This window comes from Corynebacterium sp. ACRPS (assembly GCF_022346005.1).
In the GTDB taxonomy this organism is placed as follows: Bacteria; Actinomycetota; Actinomycetes; order Mycobacteriales; family Mycobacteriaceae; genus Corynebacterium.
On sequence record NZ_JAKRMY010000005.1, the window covers coordinates 19,404 to 36,850 of the forward strand.

Annotated in this window: 17 protein-coding genes; 3 read left to right on the forward strand and 14 right to left on the reverse strand. The window is 64.3% G+C overall.

What is annotated here, in order from left to right:
* Positions 1 to 6: 6 nt before the first annotated feature.
* Positions 7 to 1,317, reverse strand: coding sequence for a glutamate-1-semialdehyde 2,1-aminomutase (hemL, locus tag MHX65_RS03920; protein WP_239268818.1), 1,311 nt, complete (start codon positions 1,315 to 1,317; stop codon positions 7 to 9).
* Between the two features lie 135 nt (positions 1,318 to 1,452).
* On the opposite strand from hemL, the gene MHX65_RS03925 reads away from it, so the two are divergent.
* Together MHX65_RS03925 and MHX65_RS03930 are read left to right on the forward strand one after the other, a co-directional pair.
* Entirely contained in the window at positions 1,453 to 2,292 is an 840-nt protein-coding gene (locus MHX65_RS03925) for an NAD(P)-dependent oxidoreductase (protein WP_239268820.1), read from the forward strand.
* Between the two features lie 115 nt (positions 2,293 to 2,407).
* Positions 2,408 to 3,448: an HNH endonuclease signature motif containing protein gene (locus MHX65_RS03930; protein ID WP_239268822.1), complete on the forward strand. Its 1,041-nt coding sequence runs from the start codon at positions 2,408 to 2,410 to the stop codon at positions 3,446 to 3,448.
* 419 nt (positions 3,449 to 3,867) lie between these two features.
* Here MHX65_RS03930 and MHX65_RS03935 read toward each other — a convergent pair whose 3' ends face one another.
* The 9 genes from MHX65_RS03935 to MHX65_RS03975 all read right to left on the reverse strand — a co-directional run bounded on the left by MHX65_RS03935 (position 3,868) and on the right by MHX65_RS03975 (position 13,163).
* Positions 3,868 to 5,250, reverse strand: a complete 1,383-nt coding sequence (locus MHX65_RS03935) for a protoporphyrinogen oxidase (RefSeq protein ID WP_239268824.1) — start codon at positions 5,248 to 5,250, stop codon at positions 3,868 to 3,870.
* Entirely contained in the window at positions 5,251 to 6,285 is a 1,035-nt protein-coding gene (hemE, locus tag MHX65_RS03940) for a uroporphyrinogen decarboxylase (RefSeq protein WP_239268826.1), read from the reverse strand. It abuts the gene before it with no gap.
* 85 nt (positions 6,286 to 6,370) lie between these two features.
* Positions 6,371 to 6,925 carry a tellurium resistance protein TerC gene (locus tag MHX65_RS03945; protein WP_239268828.1) on the reverse strand — a complete coding sequence of 185 codons (555 nt, stop codon included), beginning with the start codon at positions 6,923 to 6,925 and terminating at the stop codon, positions 6,371 to 6,373.
* Positions 6,922 to 7,707: a hypothetical protein gene (locus tag MHX65_RS03950; protein ID WP_239268830.1), complete on the reverse strand. Its 786-nt coding sequence runs from the start codon at positions 7,705 to 7,707 to the stop codon at positions 6,922 to 6,924. Before MHX65_RS03950 ends, MHX65_RS03945 begins: the two co-directional genes overlap by 4 nt.
* A 9-nt stretch (positions 7,708 to 7,716) precedes the next feature.
* Positions 7,717 to 8,700: a porphobilinogen synthase gene (gene hemB / locus MHX65_RS03955; RefSeq protein ID WP_239268832.1), complete on the reverse strand. Its 984-nt coding sequence runs from the start codon at positions 8,698 to 8,700 to the stop codon at positions 7,717 to 7,719.
* Positions 8,701 to 8,729: 29 nt separating this feature from the next.
* Positions 8,730 to 10,406, reverse strand: a complete 1,677-nt coding sequence (locus MHX65_RS03960) for a uroporphyrinogen-III synthase (protein WP_239268834.1) — start codon at positions 10,404 to 10,406, stop codon at positions 8,730 to 8,732.
* A 209-nt stretch (positions 10,407 to 10,615) separates the two neighbouring features.
* Positions 10,616 to 11,512: a hydroxymethylbilane synthase gene (gene hemC / locus MHX65_RS03965; RefSeq protein WP_239268836.1), complete on the reverse strand. Its 897-nt coding sequence runs from the start codon at positions 11,510 to 11,512 to the stop codon at positions 10,616 to 10,618.
* Positions 11,513 to 12,847, reverse strand: coding sequence for a glutamyl-tRNA reductase (locus MHX65_RS03970; RefSeq protein ID WP_239268838.1), 1,335 nt, complete (start codon positions 12,845 to 12,847; stop codon positions 11,513 to 11,515). It abuts the gene before it with no gap.
* 76 nt (positions 12,848 to 12,923) lie between these two features.
* Positions 12,924 to 13,163 (reverse strand): glutaredoxin family protein, encoded by a 240-nt coding sequence (locus MHX65_RS03975; protein WP_239268840.1) that lies wholly within the window; start codon positions 13,161 to 13,163, stop codon positions 12,924 to 12,926.
* Between the two features lie 97 nt (positions 13,164 to 13,260).
* Here MHX65_RS03975 and MHX65_RS03980 point away from each other — a divergent pair, with 97 nt between their 5' ends.
* Positions 13,261 to 14,298: an HAD family hydrolase gene (locus MHX65_RS03980; RefSeq protein WP_239268842.1), complete on the forward strand. Its 1,038-nt coding sequence runs from the start codon at positions 13,261 to 13,263 to the stop codon at positions 14,296 to 14,298.
* A gap of 110 nt (positions 14,299 to 14,408) precedes the next feature.
* Here the strand turns inward: MHX65_RS03980 and MHX65_RS03985 are convergent, their stop codons facing one another.
* The 4 genes from MHX65_RS03985 to MHX65_RS04000 all read right to left on the reverse strand — a co-directional run bounded on the left by MHX65_RS03985 (position 14,409) and on the right by MHX65_RS04000 (position 17,441).
* Complete coding sequence (locus MHX65_RS03985) at positions 14,409 to 14,510, reverse strand: 30S ribosomal protein bS22 (RefSeq protein WP_003855542.1); 102 nt, start codon at positions 14,508 to 14,510, stop codon at positions 14,409 to 14,411.
* A gap of 345 nt (positions 14,511 to 14,855) precedes the next feature.
* Entirely contained in the window at positions 14,856 to 15,044 is a 189-nt protein-coding gene (locus MHX65_RS03990; RefSeq protein WP_005276651.1) for a helix-turn-helix domain-containing protein, read from the reverse strand.
* A 252-nt stretch (positions 15,045 to 15,296) separates the two neighbouring features.
* Positions 15,297 to 16,088 carry a pyrroline-5-carboxylate reductase gene (gene proC, locus MHX65_RS03995; protein WP_239268844.1) on the reverse strand — a complete coding sequence of 264 codons (792 nt, stop codon included), beginning with the start codon at positions 16,086 to 16,088 and terminating at the stop codon, positions 15,297 to 15,299.
* Between the two features lie 81 nt (positions 16,089 to 16,169).
* Positions 16,170 to 17,441, reverse strand: coding sequence for a tripartite tricarboxylate transporter TctB family protein (locus MHX65_RS04000; RefSeq protein WP_239268846.1), 1,272 nt, complete (start codon positions 17,439 to 17,441; stop codon positions 16,170 to 16,172).
* Positions 17,442 to 17,447: the final 6 nt, after the last annotated feature.

Genomic DNA, 17,447 nt, shown 5'->3' on the forward strand with positions numbered 1-17,447 from the left:
CAGGCCTTATTGTGCGGGACGCGCTGCGGCCGCGGCCTTCGCGGCAGGCTTGAGGGCGGCATCGATGCGCTCGAAGTCGGCATCGCCAAGAGCATCAGAGACGAACCAGGTCTCGAACGCGCTCGGTGCCACGTAGATGCCGTTTTCAAGCAGCGCGTGGAAGAACGGGGCAAAGCGGAAGTTCTCCGCGGCCTGCATATCCGCGAAGTTGCGGCCCTCGCCCTCTGCGAAGCGAATGGAGAACATGGATGCCGCGCGCTGAATGTGGTGCGCCACGCCCTCGGCCTCCAGCGCGGAAGAAATCATCGCGCCGAGCTGGTCGGCCTTTTCTTGCAGGCGGGGGTAGAGGGATTCATCGGCAAGCTGCAGCGACTTCAGGCCCGAGGCCATCGCCACCGGGTTACCGGACAAGGTGCCCGCCTGGTAGACCGGACCATCCGGCGCCAGGTAGTCCATGACCTCGGCGCGACCGCCAAAGGCCGCAGCCGGCAGGCCACCGGAAACCACCTTGCCAAAGGTCACCAGGTCCGCCGCCACGCCATCGACGCCGTACCAGCCCTTATAGGAGGTGCGGAAGCCGGTCATAACCTCGTCGAGGATGAGCAGGGCGCCATCGGCATGCGCGATTTCCTTCAGCGCCGCGTTGAAACCCTCATTCGGAGCCACGGTGCCCATATTGCCGGCAGAGGCCTCCGCAATGATGCAGGCAATCTGCCCCTCGTTCTCCGCGAAGGCCTCGCGCACCGCATCCAGATCGTTATAAGGAACGACGATGGTGTCCTTCGCCGTCGCACCCGTCACGCCCGGCGAATCCGGCAGGCCGAACGTCGCCACGCCCGAGCCTGCCGATGCCAACAGCGCATCCACGTGCCCGTGGTAGCAACCCTCAAACTTCAGCACCTTCGCGCGGCCGGTGTAACCGCGGGCCAAACGCACCGCCGACATGGTCGCCTCCGTGCCGGAGTTAACCATGCGCACCTTATCGGCCGCAGTGCGCTTGACGATTTCCTCCGCCAGCAGCGCCTCACCCTCCGTCGGCGTGCCGAAGCTCAGCCCGCCGGTGGCAGCCTGCTGCACGGCCTCGACGATTTCCGGGTGCGCATTGCCGTGGATCATCGGGCCGTAGGAGCTCACGAGGTCGACGTACTCATTGCCGTCGACATCCCACAGGCGCGATCCCTCGCCCCGCTCAATCACGCGGGCCTGGCCGCCCACGGAGCCGAAAGCGCGCACCGGCGAGTTCACCCCGCCCGGGATCACTTTGGAGGAACGCTCGAACCACTGTTGCGACTGGGAAGTATTAGGCATGTCTGTCATTCTAGCGACTCGCGCGCCATACAAAAGTTTGACTGTGCATGTCGGTGGAATTCACAGCAACCCACTAAGCTTTCCCGCGTTTCCGTGATACGTCATAGAAACGGCGTTCCCGCTGAGATGGCACACTGGGGAGGTATGAAGATCGCATTTTTAGGAACCGGACGCATGGGCACCGAGCTTGCCCGCCACCTACTATCTGAGCACGAGCTGACGGTGTGGAACCGCACCGCTGAGCGCGCGCAACCGCTCGTGGACGAGGGCGCGGCGCGCGCCGATACCCCTGCCGCGGCCATCGAGGGCGCCGAGGTCATCATCACCTCCCTCTTCGGCCCCGACCAGATCCGCGAGGTGATCATCGAGCCGCAGCTTATCCCCGAGGGCATTACCTGGATCGACACCACGACGGTCTCGCCTGACGATGCCCGCGAGTTCGCCGCCGCCGTCGACTCCTACGTCCACTCCCCCGTCGTGGGCTCGCTGGGGCCGGCGCGCGAGGGCAACCTGGGCGTTTATGTCGGCACGCCCGACGATGACCGCCGCGAGGTCGCCCTCGGCCTTGCCGAGGCCTGGGCCGGCGAAGAGAAGCTGATTGGGGTGGAAACGGCGGCGACGGCGGCCATCGGCAAGCTGCTGGCCAACCTCGCCCTCGCCGTGACCGCCGAAGGCCTGCTCGAGGCCCTGCAGCTCGGCGAATCCGAGGGGCTCGATTCCGAGGTCATCCTGCAGATGCTCGACATCACCGGCCTGTCGTGCATGTCGAATATGAAAGGCCCATTCATCACCGGCGAACGCAATACCGACCCCGGCGATTTCACCGTCGACGCCCTGGCCAAGGACGCCAAGCTCATGGAGAGCACCTCCGATAAGCCCCTGCCCGCCGTATCCGCTGCCATCGAGCGCTTCGCCGAGATGCAGGACATGGGCCACGGGAACCAGGACTTCTCATCCATCTTCGTTTTCCGCAATAAGGGCTAGTTATTCACATGTCGCGTCAACGAACCGCGGCCTTTTAGCGCTTTTCGGGCGAGTTATCCACAGGCTGCGCTCGCGCGCCGCGCTTTAGTTGCGCTATCACCTTAAGCTGCGGGGCATGACAGCACTTCAGGCATACCTCGCGGCCCTGGCGCCCGGCATCGACATCGTCGCCGGGTGCACAGGCATGTCCGCCCGCGAGCTGCGCGCGGCCGGTGCGCCGAATCGTACGGCGCGCACGCTGCTCACGCTTGCCGATGCCTTCTTCTCCCCCACCTCCTTTTCCCGGCAACAACGCCGCGCCGTGGCCGCCGCTCGCGAACGCGCCCACGCGCTGCCAACGCTCGAGGTCATCGAGCGCTACGCCACTCGCGCCAAGACCAAGCGCCAGGCATGGCAGCTGCGGGTGGAGCTCTGCCGCACCGCCGCGGATACCGATGAGATGGAAAAGCTCGCGCGCAAGAAGCTGCGCGAGATTAATCCGCCCACCCCGCCGCGCCCCGGCGTGCGCATTCGACGCCGCAAGGATGCGCCGTGGACGCTCGCGATTACCGGGCCCTCCGCCCTCATCGCTGACTTGGAGTCCAACCTGGACGAAAATGCACCCTTAGACTCCGTCGCGGGGCTTTTCTCCGGCTCCGCCGCCCCGCACCCCACGGTGACGACCAATGCGATCATCACGCTCGACGAGCTCGACCGCATCATCGATGGCGACGGCGAAGAAATCACCATCCAACTCACCAACGGCGCGCGGCTCACCGGCGCCGAATTGGTCGCGCGCACCCTTTCCGAGCGCGGCCTTATCACCCTCGTGCATCCCTTCGAGGGCGCGGTAAACCTCTACCGCACCGAGCGCATGGCCAACGAGAAACAGCGGCTCATGGCCGCCGCCGAAAATCCCGTCTGCCCGTGGCCGCGGTGCAACTATCCCGCGGATAAGTGCCAAATCCACCACCTGGAAGCCTGGCAGCGCGGCGGCGATACCAATATGGCCAACCTTGCAGCCTGCTGCCCGTACCACAACGGCGTCAACGACGACGACCCGAATGCACCGCCGCGCCGCGGTCGCCTCGCCCGCAGGCGCGGGCGGGTGGTGTGGCAACCACCCTGGGCCGACACCGTGCCCGAAGCCGTGCCCGACCCGAGCGCCGAAACCTAGTGCTCGCACCTAGCATAGGCCCCAGCACGGACTTCCGGCACTGCCCCATAGCGCTGGTTTCTAGCACCGGTTCCCAGCACTGGAACCTCGCGCCCAGGTCCCGCCACCATTCCCGGCCGAGGGACAGGCCCTCACACATGCCAATTATCTGCGCGCATGTCAGGTTTCCGCACGCGCGGAATCGGCCGCAAACGCCTGTTCAGGCAGCAGTAACCCTGCTGCCTGTTTAGGCATGCCCAAAACCGTCGCGCTCCAGCTCCGGACCGCGACACGGTTCAAGTACGGGACCGCCGGCGATTCTTAATCACCGGTAGCGCCAGCCACCGACTGCGTTAGCTACAACCGACGCCAGTTGCAGCCGGCGCTAGTTGCAGCCGAGACCAGGTTCTGATGCTAAATGCGGGTGCCAACCACGCGAGCTAGCTGCCAGCGATGCGGGCGGCAGCAGCGCGCGCATCCGCGATGACCGCAGGAACGCCCACGCCGCCGGCCCAAGCCCCCGTGACGTCGACACCTGGGGACTGGGACAAGGCATCGCGCACGGCTGCCACGGTGTCGAGGTGGGTGGCATCAAAGCGCGGCAGGCCGCCGAACCAGCGCTGGGTGAAGATTTCGGCAACGCCAGCCGCGCGGCCGTCGAAGCCGGTCAGGTGCTGCAGGTCATCGAGGGCGTAGTCCACGAGGTCGTCTTCCTCGGCGCGGACGATGGCGTCATCGCCGAACCGGCCGAACGAGGCACGCACCAGCGCCCCGCCGCGCTCTGCCAGGTGGGGCCATTTGCGCGATGACATCGTAAACGCCTTTGCGTGCACGTCATCTTGGTCGGTGGCGACGAGGATGCCGGAGTTTTGCGGCAGCGCGGTGCCGGAGGGATCGGTGTCAGACTCGAATTTGAGGCCCACGACTGCCGATGCCGCCAGCTTCACCCCCTTCAACCGCGTCGCCGCGTCCGGAGCCACCTTGGGCAGCAGCCGCGCGGCAGTCGGTGCCGGGGTAGCTACCAGCACGCGGTCGAAGGGCTCGGTATCGCCCGGCGCGCCGGTCAGGCGGAACTTATCGCCATCGCGCGTGATGCCAGAAATGAACGTGTCAACGAAAATCTTCGCATCGGATTTTTCCGCCAGGGTCTCGTAAACCTCGGCGTAGCCGCCGCGGAAGGTTTGGAAAACGGGCCCGGAACCGCTGGGGTTATCCGCACGGGCTTCCTCGAGGGAGCGCACGGCCGCAGAAAGGGTGACGGGGCCGAAGGCGGCGAGGGCATCGAGGGCATCGGCAAGCGTGGGGATGGTGGCGCGCAGGCCCAGGTCATCGGCGGTGCATGAGTACACTCCGCCCAGCAGCGCGGAAACCACGCGGTCCACTAGGTCGCCGCCGTATTGTTGACGCACCAACTCACCGACCGAAACGTCGCCGCCCACGGTCCACTCGAAGGGCTGCTCGTTATCGATGCGCCGCGCCGTCTCCTCCGAAACCAGGTGCGCAACCGGCTCGGAATGCGACGGAATGCCCATCACCCCGCCCTGCGGCAGGGCTTTGAGCTCCCCGCTGTAGACCAGCGAGCGCAAACCTGACGGGTCAACTAAACTGCCGGCAAGGCCGAGGGAGTGGAAGAACTCCACGGCATCGCGCCGCCGAGCGAGGAAGGCCTCGGCGCCCATGTCGGTGGGGCCGTCATTAAACGGCACGGAATACAGCTTGCCGCCGATGCGCCCGGCGGCCTCGAAAACCTCGACGTCGTGATCGCGCAGTTCGTAGGCGGCGGTAAGGCCGGCGAGACCGGCACCGATGATGGCAATACGCATTTAGCCCTCCTCGTGAATGATGGATACGGCGCGGGTAATGGCCTCCGCGTCGGTGGTGGGCAGCACCCCGTGCCCAAGGTTCCAGATATGGGTGTCGATATCGCCGCGCTGCTGGGCGCGCTCGACCTCGCCGCGGATGGTGCGCACGGCCTGGCGCACGGCATCGTCGCCGGCAAAAAGCAGCGCCGGGTCGAGGTTGCCCTGCAGCACGCGCGAGTTCACGCGCTGGGCGGCGTCGTCCATGGCAACGCGGTAGTCCACGCCCATGACCTCGGAGCCGGCTTCGGACATCGCCTGTAGCAGCTCGCCGGTGCCCACGCCGAAGTGGATACGCGGAATATCGACGCTGGCGAGGATTTCCTGCGAATACGGCAGCACGAACTCGCGGTAGTCGCGCTCGTTGAGGTAGCCGGCCCAGGAATCGAAAAGCTGCATGGCGTCGATGCCGGCATCGACCTGCACCCGCAGGAAGTTAATGATGGTGGGCACGAGCCGGCGCATGAGCATATGCCACGTCTCGGGCTCGGCGTGCATGAGCGCCTTGGTGCGCTCGTGGTTCTTGGACGGCCCGCCCTCGATGAGGTAGCTGGCCAGGGTAAATGGCGCACCGACGAAGCCGATAAGCGCTTGGGTTTCGGTCAGCTCGTCGAGGATGCCCGCAATGCCTTGGGCGACTTCAGGCACGTCAGCTTCCAGAATAGGCAGCTTGCCGATGTCCCCCTTCTCCCTCACCGCCTTCTCCATCACCGGCCCGCGGCCGGGCACGATGTCAACGTTGACGCCGGCGGCCTTGAGTGGGACCACGATATCGGAAAAGAGAATGGCAGCGTCCACGTCGTGGCGGCGCACCGGTTGCAGGGTGATTTCTGCCAGGAGTTCCGGCATGAAGCAAGAGTCCAGCATGCCGATGCCCTCGCGGGCGGCGCGGTACTCCGGCAGGGAGCGACCAGCTTGACGCATCAACCACACTGGCGGACGGGAGGGGGTGCGGCCGAGCGCGGCATCAATAATGGGGGCGCGGTTAAGTCGAGACATACTCTTCATTATGAATCAAAAGTTGGAGCAGGGGCTAATTTGCCGCGCCTTTGCCCTCGCGCGTCAATCGTACGATCAGCGCCCGTCAGCCCCGCCCGTGGAGGCTGCGGTGGGCAATGAACCGGTTGGACTGGGGTTGGAAGAGCAGAACCACCGCGATAAGCAGCGTCACGGCGATAAGCAGCAGGCCGAGCCCGCCGATACCAAGCGCCAAGGCTGCAATGTTGAAGAAAAGGGCAATCGCAATGACGAGGGAGATAATGCGGCGCGCCCACTTCGATCCGTTGGCGAGTTGGGCAGAAAAGAGCGCCAGAATGATCGCGCCGATGATATTAAATACCGAGACGAAAAGGCGGTTCGACCGCACATACTCGGCGATGCGCGAATCCGAAGGCTCCATCTGCTCGCCGCCTCCGCCGAAGATGCCGACCATGCCGCTGACCAGCATGATGACGGCGGCAACAACGAGTACCCAGTACGCCCACTGGAGCGGGCGCGGCCACACGGACAGGTCTTGATTCTGGGTGGTGTTCTGCACGGGGCGGTTATAATCGCGAGGCCCTGGGCGATGATTCTTGTCCGCAGAACCGCCGTTCTGGTCATCATCGCGCCGGCCGTGACCGGGGAACATGCTGGTCATCGGTTGTCCTTGTGGTCATCGCCAAGCGATTGCTGGGAGGACTTGTCCCTGCCGCCCTTCTCCTTGGCCTCCTGCTTTTCGCGTTTCTCGCGCTCCTTATCCCGTCGCGCCTGCTCGAGTTCCTTCTCCAGCTCGCGCATCTGCTCCAGCTCGCCGGTGTAGTCGAGGGTGTCGGGCTTAACGGAGAATATGAGCCCCAATACGGCGGCGACGCCGACCAAGATTTGCACCATGCCGTCGGCGGCAAAGAGCCAGTCGGGGACGTCAGCGCCCGCGGGCGTGACCATGAAGGTCAGCAGGATGCGGAAACCGAAGTAAATGGAAAAGGCAAACCAGATGCGGCGCGAGGTGCCCGCGCGTTTTGATGGCCCCGCCAGCGACTTCAGCAAAAAGAGCAGCAGCACCAACACGCCGACGGCAATGGCGGCCGACAGAGCCACCGATCCATAGGCGGCCATTTCGATAAAGGAATCCGATACTTCCTCGCCGTCTTCGCCACCCGAGGTGCTTTCGACCATCTGCTTGGCCTGCGCCATGAGCACATCGTGGTTGAGCAGGGTCAGCACCACGTTGAGGATCTGGTGGACGGTCTCGCCGGCGACGACGCCCAACCAGAGCCACAGCATGTAGACCACAGTCTCGGGGCGCTTGGCGCCGCCCTGCGAGCCCTTGCCGCGCTGGTCACGCGGGTCACCGGGCTGCGGCGGCCCAGGCTGCGGCCCCGGATCGCCCGGCTCCGGCGAAGCGGGCTGCGGCGACGGACGAGAAGAAGGCTGTGTCACAAGAATCCTTTACTTGAGCAGGCGTGCGGCTTCGGTGGCGAAGTACGTCAGGATCTGATCGGCACCGGCACGCTTGAAGGCGGTGAGCGACTCGAGCATGATGGCCTCGCCATCGACCCAGCCGTTGGCGGCACCGGCCTTGATCATCGCGTACTCGCCAGAGACTTGGTACACGGCGACGGGTACCGAGGAAGTCTCCGCGATTGCGGACAAGACATCCAAATACGGCAAGCCCGGCTTGACCATGACGAAGTCGGCGCCCTCCTCGATATCGAGCTCGGCCTCCAGGAGGGATTCGCGGAAGTTGCGGGGGTCCTGCTGGTAGGTGCGGCGGTCGCCCTCTAGGGAGGAGCCGACGGCCTCGCGGAAGGGGCCGAAAAAGGCGGAGGCGTACTTCGCGGAGTAGGCCATGATGGAGACGTCGTCGCGCCCGGCCTCATCGAGGTCAGCGCGGATGGCGCCAACCTGGCCGTCCATCATGCCAGACGGCGAAATGATTTGCGCGCCGACTTCGGCCTGGGAGCGGGCCATCTTTTGGTAGAGCTGGACGGATTCATCGTTAAGCACGCGGCCCTGGTCATCGAGGACGCCGCAGTGCCCGTGCGAGGTGAACTCGTCAAGGCAGGTATCGGCCATGATGATGAGGTCATCGCCAAATTCCTCGCGCAGGGCGGCAATCCCGCGGTTCAAAATGCCGTCGGGATTCCAGGCCACGGAGCCGGTGGCGTCCTTGTCCTTTTCCAGCGGAACGCCGAACAGGTCCACGCAGGTAACGCCGGCCTCGAGGGCTTCCTCGGTCGCGCGGCGCAGCGAGTCAAACGTGTGCTGGTACACGCCGGGCATGGAGGAAATCTCATTCGGCTCATCGAGGCCGTCTGCGATAAACATCGGCAGAATTAAGTCCGATGGGCGCAGCGTGGTTTCGGCGACGAGGTTGCGCATCTGCGGCGTGGAGCGCAGGCGGCGGGGGCGGCGGGCAGGAAATGAGCTCATTGGGTACTCCTTAGAGCGAGACTAAAAACTTACGCCTTCTCGACCTTAGTAGTCTTCTTGCGCGCGCGACGCTTCTTGCGGGGCGCGGGCAGGTTACCGGCGGCGCGGAGGGCGGCGACGTGGCTGGCGAGGGCATCGACAAGCGCGGGCACGTCCGCAACATCTGGCACGACATCGACGCGCAGGCCCAGCTCTTCTGCTGCTGCGCTTGCCGATGGCCCGATGCACGCGATGATCGTCCGCTGGTGCGGCTTGCCGGCGATGCCCACCAGGTTGCGCACGGTGGAACCGGAGGTAAAGGCCACGGCGTCGAAGCCACCAGTCTTGATCATGTCGCGGATTTCTGCCGAGGGCGGGGCGGCGCGCACGGTGCGGTAGGCCACGACGTCGTCGACGTCCCACTGGAGGGCTTGGAGGCCATCGACAAGCGTATCGGCGGCGATATCGGTGCGCGGTAGGAGCACGCGGCTCACGGCGTCGATGTCCTCGACGTAATTGGGAAAGACATCGAGCAGCCCCTCGGCGTTTTGCTTCTTCTTGTGCGGCAAAAGCTCCGGCACCATGCCCTTGGCGCGGATGGCATCGGCGGTCTTGGTGCCCACGGCGGCAAGATGCACGCCGGCAAAATCGCGCGCGTCCAGGCCGAGCTGGGAAATCTTATCCCACACGGCGGTCACGGCGTTGACGGAGGTAAAGACGATCCACTTGTAGCGGCCCTCGACGATGCCCTTGATGGCGCGGTCCATCTGCGCCGGGTTGCGCGGCGGCTCGATGGAAATCGTCGGCACGTTCTGCGGGATGGCGCCGTAGCCGGCCAGGCGCGCGGACATGGGCCCGGCCTGTTCCTTGGTGCGCGGCACCAGCACGCGCCAGCCGTAGAGCGGGCGGTTTTCCCACCACGAGTACTTGGTGCGGTCATCGATGCTGCGGCCGAGCGTGACCACCAACGGGCCGGACAAATCCGCGTCCAGCTTGGCGATGGTCCCCAGCGTCGTCTCGTACGTGCGCTGCAGGCGCGTGGTGCCGTGGACGGTCACGAAAGCCTCGGTTTCTGCCGGCATGCCGCGCTGCTGCAGCTCGGTGGAAATCTCCGCCAAATCTTCCTTGGTGGCCTGCAAGACGATGGGCTGGGTGGCATTGGCGAGCGCGTCCCAGTCGGCGCCATCGGTGACATCGGCTTCGGTGTACGTCGATCCGAGCGCCAGCCCGGCAAAGGACGGCACAGTTGAGGGCAGGGACATGCCCGGCACGACCTGGAATTCCAGGCCGGCGGAGGCCACGGCGTTGATCTCGGTCTTGATGGATTCGCGGTTGAGCGGGTTGCCGGTCACGAGGCGGATGACGTCCTCGCCATCGGCCTCCGCAAGGCACTCGCGCAGCTGGCTTACGATGTCCTCGCCCGGTGTATAGAGCACCGCGGCGGTCGGTGCCGGCGGGCGGGGCGGCTTGCGGCGCGCGCCCTTGGCCTTGGCATCTGCGCACATCTGCGCGTATTCCTCTTCCGCGGCGTCCAGCAGCTCTTGCGGGACGGGCAGCGCGGTGGCGACGGCATCGCGCACGCCCTGCATGACCTGCGGATCGGCCACGGCGATAGCGTTATTGGCCAGAACTTCGCGGGCGCGGACGGTCAGCAGGTCTGGGTTTCCCGGACCAGCGCCCACGAAGACGATCTTGCCCAACTGGGTGTCTGACACAGCATTGCTCATAAAGTTCTTTTCTAGATCTGGGCCCGCGGCACCGCACACGGACATGATCGCCTGCAGTGTTTCTCCCCGCGCCGTCGGTGGGTATCAAGGTCATAACGGCCAAAATCCCAGGCGCGACGTCCTGGGATGCCCTTAAAGGGGGCCGGGTATCATTGCAAAAAATGATCTATGGTATCTACACCTTAAATTATTAGCGCTTAAAGTAGAAATTACTGACCTAGCAGGTCGGCCGCGCCTTGGGCGAAAAGCTCATCAGAGACCCGCGTGCCCAACTCCGCCGCTTCCGCTGCGTCCGTCGCAGCGCCGGAGGCGGTGGCGGTCAATTGGCGGGAACCATCCAGCGCAAAGACGCCGCCGCGCACCGTGAGTTGATCGCCGTTCCAGCGGGACGTAGCGGCCACGGGCGCGGTGCAGCCCGCCTCGAGGCGGGCGAGAACGGCGCGCTCGGCAAGGGCGGCGGAGGTGGCTTGATCATCAACAATGGCGTCCAGTGCCGCGGCCGCCTCGGTGCCGGCGGCGGCCTCGATGGCCAGTGCACCCTGGGCTGGGGCGGGCATGAATAATTCTGGATCGAAGATATCGCTCGCCCGATCCTCGTAGCCGCCGCGCAGCAAGCCGGCATAGGCCAGCACCACGGCATCAAGCTCGCCGTCGGTCACCTTGGACATGCGGGTATCGATATTGCCGCGCAGCGGGCGGATCTCCAGGTCCGGGCGCAGGGCGGTCAGCTGGGAGATGCGGCGCGGCGCCGAGGTTCCCACCCGCGCACCCTCTGGCAGCTGCATCAGGGTCATCCCATCGCGGGCGACCAGCACCTCGCGGCTGTCCTGGCGCTGCGGGATGACCAAGCGGAAGCGATCATCCTCGGCCGTGGGCAGGTCCTTGAAAGAGTGCACGGCGATATCGCATTCGCCGCGGTACAGCGCCTCGCGCAGCGCCTGGGTGAATACGCCCACGCCGATGCGCTCGACCGGGGCCATATTCGTATCGCCGGCGGTGGTGACGATGTGGAGTTCGGAATCGAATCCGGCATCGATAAGCCAATCGCGGACGTGTCCTGCCTGGGTGGTGGCGAGCTTGGAGCCACGGGTACCAATCTGGAACATTTACGCCTCCTTATTCAGCGTGGGCAATTCATTGACGGCCACGGCAACGCCGGAGCCTTCCAGCTGCAGGCCAAAGAGTTCCTGCAGGGCATTTTCGCTGCTAAAACTGCTATCCGATGCCGCCAGCTTCTTCGCCCGCACCGTCGGTTCATGCAGCAGCTTGTCGGCGACGCGCTTGAGGGCGCCTTGGACATCGGCAAGCTGCTTGCCCTCTAGCTCTGGGTGCTTTTGCTGCAGGCGAGCCGCCTCGCACTCCACGAGGTCCGCCGCGCGGCGGTGCAGGGCGCTGACAGCCGGTGCCACATCGCGCACGCGCTGGGCGGAGGTATAGGCGGCGAGCTCCTCATCCACGATGGCGCGGGCCTGCTCGTGCGGGTCCGTGCCAGCCGCGACATCGGTGGCGGCCGCAGACAGGGACTTGCTGAGGCGCTCGATATTCACCAAGTCCACGTCATCAATTTTCGTTGCCTCGTCATCGATATCGCGTGGAAGGGAGAGGTCAATGAGCATCAGCGGGTGCGCAGGTGGTATGTCGGCCGCGGTAATGGTAAAGCCCTCGGCGCCGGTGGCGGAGATGGCAAGGTCGACATCGGCAAGCGCGGTGGCGCGGTCCTGAAAGTCCACCACTCGGGTGCGCACGCCGGCCTCCTCAGCGTGGCCGGCGAGGCGCTCGGCGCGCTCGCGGGTGCGGTTGGCAATCACCAGCTCGCCGATGCCCAGCCGGCCGGCGTGGGTGGCCGCAAGCGAGGCCATCGCCCCGGCGCCGAGTACGAGCGCGGACTTGCCCTGCAGATCCTCCGTATTCAGGCGCTGCAGCGCCTGGTCAAAGGCGAAAGTCACCATCGAGACGCCGGCCTTATCGATCTCCGTTTCCGAGTGCACGCGCTTGCCGGCACGCAGCGCGGACTGCGCCAAGGCGTGGATGCGCGGGCCAACCGTGCCCTGCTCGGAGGCGGACTGGTAGGCAGAACGCACCTGACCGATGATCTGTTGCTCGCCCACCACCATCGAATCCAGGCCGGAGGTAACGGACATGAGGTGTTCCGCGGCGGCATCGGCATAGCGCACGTAAAGGTAATTGCGCAGCTCTTCCTCATCGACGTGGGAGACTTCCTGCAGCACCCGGATGACGTCCTGCACGCCGGTGTGGAAGGAATTGGTCACCGTATAGACCTCGAGGCGGTTACACGTGGAAATGATCATCGCCTCAGTAAGGGACTCGGTGTCAACCAACCGCCCGCAAGCGGAATGCTGCACCACATCGTCCATACTCAATTTTTCCAGCAACGCCACGGGTGCCGATTGGTGGGACATTCCCACAACGAGCACGCTCATGCTCCACACTCCTCAACCTTTTGATTGACCGCAATGGTTCCAAAGACTACCCCGCGTGGGCGCGGAACCCGAATCGTCAGCGCAGCTCCGCAGCCAACTCTTCGTTATCGACTTCCCAGCAGGCGAATTCTTCTCCGTCTATCACTACAACGGGAACGCGGTCACCGAATTCCATCTCAAGCTCGCGGCTATCTTCCACGTTGCGCACTTCCAGCTGGGCACCGGCCTCCTGGATAACGGGGGTAATCTGCTCTTTTACCCGTTTACAGGAACCGCAGGTGGGGCGCACCATGAGCTCGACTAGATGCTGGGACATAGGGGCGGGATTCTCCTCATAAGGACGCAGACGGGGGAAACGTTTACTATGGACATGTTAGTCCACCCCGCGTTTGCGAAAGCTGTTTATTCCACTCGTGTCCGCTTTACCTCCCCCCGGATTCCCCGAATCTCCCCGCGACTTTTTGGCCAATTGGACGGCCTCGCGCGGCAATCTGCGCAACTTCTTAGAAAACCAGGCGCTGGCCCCCTTGGGCGAGGAAGAACAGCGCGCCGCAGGTGAGGCGGCCGCTGCCGCCGCTTTAGAGGAATTCGGGCTCGAGCTCGAGGACTTCGCCTCCGGCATAGCCTCCGTCTCCGGTTCCTATGACGCCGCAGGCTCCCAACGCATCACGGCCCAGGATCCGGACGTCCCCGTCGATGTCGGCGCCGCCGCTTTTTTCGACGTGGACAATACCCTCGTTCAGGGTTCCTCCTTGGTGGAATTCGGCTTTGGGCTCGCCCGCCGGCGCTATATCCGCATTTCTGAGATACTCCCGGTTGCCTGGAAGCAGCTTAAATTCCGCCTTTCTGGCACGGAGAATGCAAAAGACGTTGCCGAGGGCCGCGCGCAGGCCTTGGAGTTTGTCAAAGGCCGCAGCGTGGACGAGCTCATTGACCTGTGCGAGGAAATCGTCGAAGCCTCACTCGCCCGCCGCGCGTACCCCGGCACCACGCAGCTCGCTGAAATGCACCTGGCTGCCGGCCAGCAAGTGTGGCTGGTGACCGCTACCCCAGTCCAGCTCGCCCAGGTCTTGGCGCGCCGCTTTGGCTTTACCGGTGCCCTCGGCACCGTCGCGGAGGTAGAAGACGGCAAGTTCACCGGCCGCTTGGTGGGCGATATCCTCCACGGCCCAGGTAAGAAGCACGCCGTAGCCGCCCTCGCTACCATCGAGGGCCTCGATTTGGACCGGTGCACCGCCTACTCCGACTCCGCCAATGACATGCCCATGCTCACCATGGTGGGCACCCCCGTGGCCATCAACCCAGACCGCAAGCTGCGCAATATCGCAGAAGAGCGCGGTTGGATCGTCCGCGATTACCGTTCCATCCGCCGCGCCATCCGCACCTACGGCCTTCCAGCGCTTGTCACTGCGGCCTTTTCCTATGGCGGCTGGCGCTATTTCCGGAAGTAGCAGCGTACGCGGCGAAGCACTCTCAGCGTAGAAGCAGCTTCGGCACTAAAACCAGAAATCCTCCGCCGCCGCGCTAAGGCACGGTGCGGAGGATTCGTGGGCTGTTGGGTTTACTTACCCAACTTACGACGCTGCACGCGGGTGCGGCGCAGCATCTTGCGGTGCTTCTTCTTGGACATGCGCTTGCGGCGCTTCTTGATGACAGAACCCATAACAGGCGTCCTCACTTTCTTTTAGTACGTACTGTGAACCTGCCGGCGCCTGAAACGACAAAGGTGCACTCTTTGCCACCTTGGCCGCACATATGCGGGCCATCACGGCGTGCCGACACGAATGCATCCCATCTTACCTAGTCCCCAGCGCGTCTCCAAAAGTGGCCCCGGCGGCGACCCGCGGAAACGGCGCGCAGCATATCGCTGCGCGCCGCAAAAGGGTGAAGCGCGCTGCACAAGGGTGATGTGCGGTAATCGGACGACACACGGGAAACGAGACAGCGCCCACCACCGCTGACCAAGAGTGGCCAACAGAAGTGGGCGCTGCCTTAAAGGCGCGAGCACCTACGCTCCGTAAACGGATGCCTCGAGGTACTCGTTAACGGCAGACTCGTGAACGCGGAAAGAGCGTCCGACGCGCACGGCCGGCATTTCGCCTGCGTGAACCAAACGGTAGACAGTCATCTTGGAGACGCGCATGATTTCGGCGACCTCCGCGATCGTCAGAAAGGTTCCTTTTTCTTCATTTGCCATAATTATCTAACCCTTCAGCTCGTTACGCGCTGTAGGCTTCCCCTCCCACAGGACTTCACGCACGTGCTCGTTCCAGCCTATCGTGAAACATGTGACTAATGCGACCCAAGTGCCAAATTTTTTCACAGCAGTTGTTCAGTTCACCGCCAAAAGCGCTGCGTAACAACCACCCCATGGCTCCCGTACGGCCCCTGAGTGGTGAGAGGTACCTACACCCCCACCACGGGGAACGGGGCCGCATTAGGTGGGCTCTTAGCCCAGCTCCTTAGCCTTATCGGAGCAGGCTTGGGCGGCGCGGTAGAACGCACCGCGCAGGCCGGACTCTTCCAGCTCGCGCACGGCCGCGGCGGTGGTGCCGCCTGGCGAGGTCACGCCCGCACGCAGCTGCGTTGCCGAGCGGCCGGAGTTGGCCAACATATCGCCGGAGCCGGCAGCTGCCTGGGCGGCGAGCTTTTCGGCGATATCGCGGGGAAGGCCGAGCTGCACGCCGGCATCGACAAGCGCCTCTGCCACAAGGAAGAAGTAGGCCGGCGAGGAACCAGCCAGGGCTGTCGCGGCGTCGATGTTCTTCTCCGGAATGACCGCGACCTCACCCACGGCCTCGAGCAGCTCCGTCACGCCCTGCATCTGGGCCTCAGTGACGTGCTCGCCGGCGGCGCAGGTGCACATGCCGCGGCGCACCAGCATCGGCGTATTGGGCATAACGCGCACAACCGGCACGCCGTCGCCCGCAGCAGCCTGCAGGGCCTCCAGCGTCAGCCCTGCGGCCATAGAGACCACCACGGCGTCCTTAGCTGGGTTAATCTCGCCCAGCAGGTCCAGGATGGCATAAGGCTTGACGGAGGCGAAGATATAATCCGCGCCGTCCACCGCCTCAGCGTTATCCGTCGTGACGTTGACGCCGTAGTTGCTCTTGAGCTCTTCACCGCGAGAGGCCGTGCGGTTGGTCACCGTGATATCGGAAGCATTGAAGCCCGATTCCACAAGACCCGAGGTCAAAGCCTCACCGATTTGTCCTCCACCTAAAATTGCAATCTTTGTCATAGTCTCCACAATGCCAAAAATAACGCCACCCGGCTACCTCCACGAAGGAGGCAGCCGGGTGGTTCTCAGCAATTCGCTGGTTTAGAGCATGACCAAAAGCAGTGGTCCGAACGTCAATATGAGGCCGGTAATGCCTGCAAGGAACATGGAGAACCCATCGCGGGCCGTGCGCAGCGCATGCGTAACGCCAGCCATAATTGCGGTCACGCCGAGTGCCAAGATAGATACGACGACGCGCGGGAAGTTATCCCAGAGCACTTCAAAGCCCTTGAAGATGACGATGGCCAAGACGATGCCCACGACCACCATGATGAGGATGGACATGGGGTTGAGCTTCTCGTGCTCTTCGGTGACTTCCTCGTCCCGCACCTGAGACAGCTCGCCGGTATCGTCAGACTTCTTCGCAGCCGCCGCAGGCTTCTGCTCAGGCGCGGCAGCCTTGCCCTTGGTTCCAGCGTCCTTGGTGTCTGCTGCGGTCTTCGCGCCGGCCTTGGCGCCCGCTGCGATGGCTGCAGCAGCGCCTGCCCCGGCAGCGCCAGCAGCGCTAGCTTTTTCCTTGGCTTCCTTGGCGCCGGATTCAGCGGTATCAGCGGCGTCCTTGCGCTTGTCTTGCGAGGCCTGCGACTTCCCGATGCGCTGCATTACCGCCGTGTCATCCGCGGATGGCTGATGGGACTTCTTCTCGCCGTCCTTTGCGCTCGCCTTGTCCTCCGGCACCGACTGCGCAGGCTTCTTTGCCTCCTGCGCGTTTGCCTTCTGCGCCGGGGCAGGCTTGGCCGTCGGCTGGGAGGCAGACCCCGCCGCAGGCTTGGGAGAAGCGGTCGGCTCACTCGGCTTTCCGTTCTTCTTCGGCGAAGGGGACGCGGTGGGGGTACCAGCGGAAGGCTTCTCTGCGGCCGGCTTAGGAGCGGCGGATGGGGACTGAGATTGCTTGCTTTGCGCAGGCTTGCCGATGCCCGCCTGTCCCGCAGCTGGCTTGCCTGCAACAGACTTGGCATCGCCGGACTTGGTCTCGGCGGACTTGGCGCCAGCAGGCTTAGCCCCGGCAGGCTTGGAACCAGCTGGTTTGGAGCTGGTCGGCTTCGTCGTGGCGTTTTTCTCAGCGGACTGTTCGTCCTTGGACTTCGGCGCGCGGATGACAGGGGCGTCATCGTCGATGGATACGTTGGTGTGCTTCGCCTCAGGCGGGGTGGACTTTACCTTCTTCAGGCTGCCGGTGAGCTCGGCAACGGTTACGCCGCCCTCATCGAGGCTCCGCCGACGACGGCGAGAGGTCTTCTCGTCTTTATCCGTGCGGTCCTTCTTATTGCGAGCCAGCAGCTCGGCCACGGTCAACTGTTTTTCGTCAGCCATGATCTC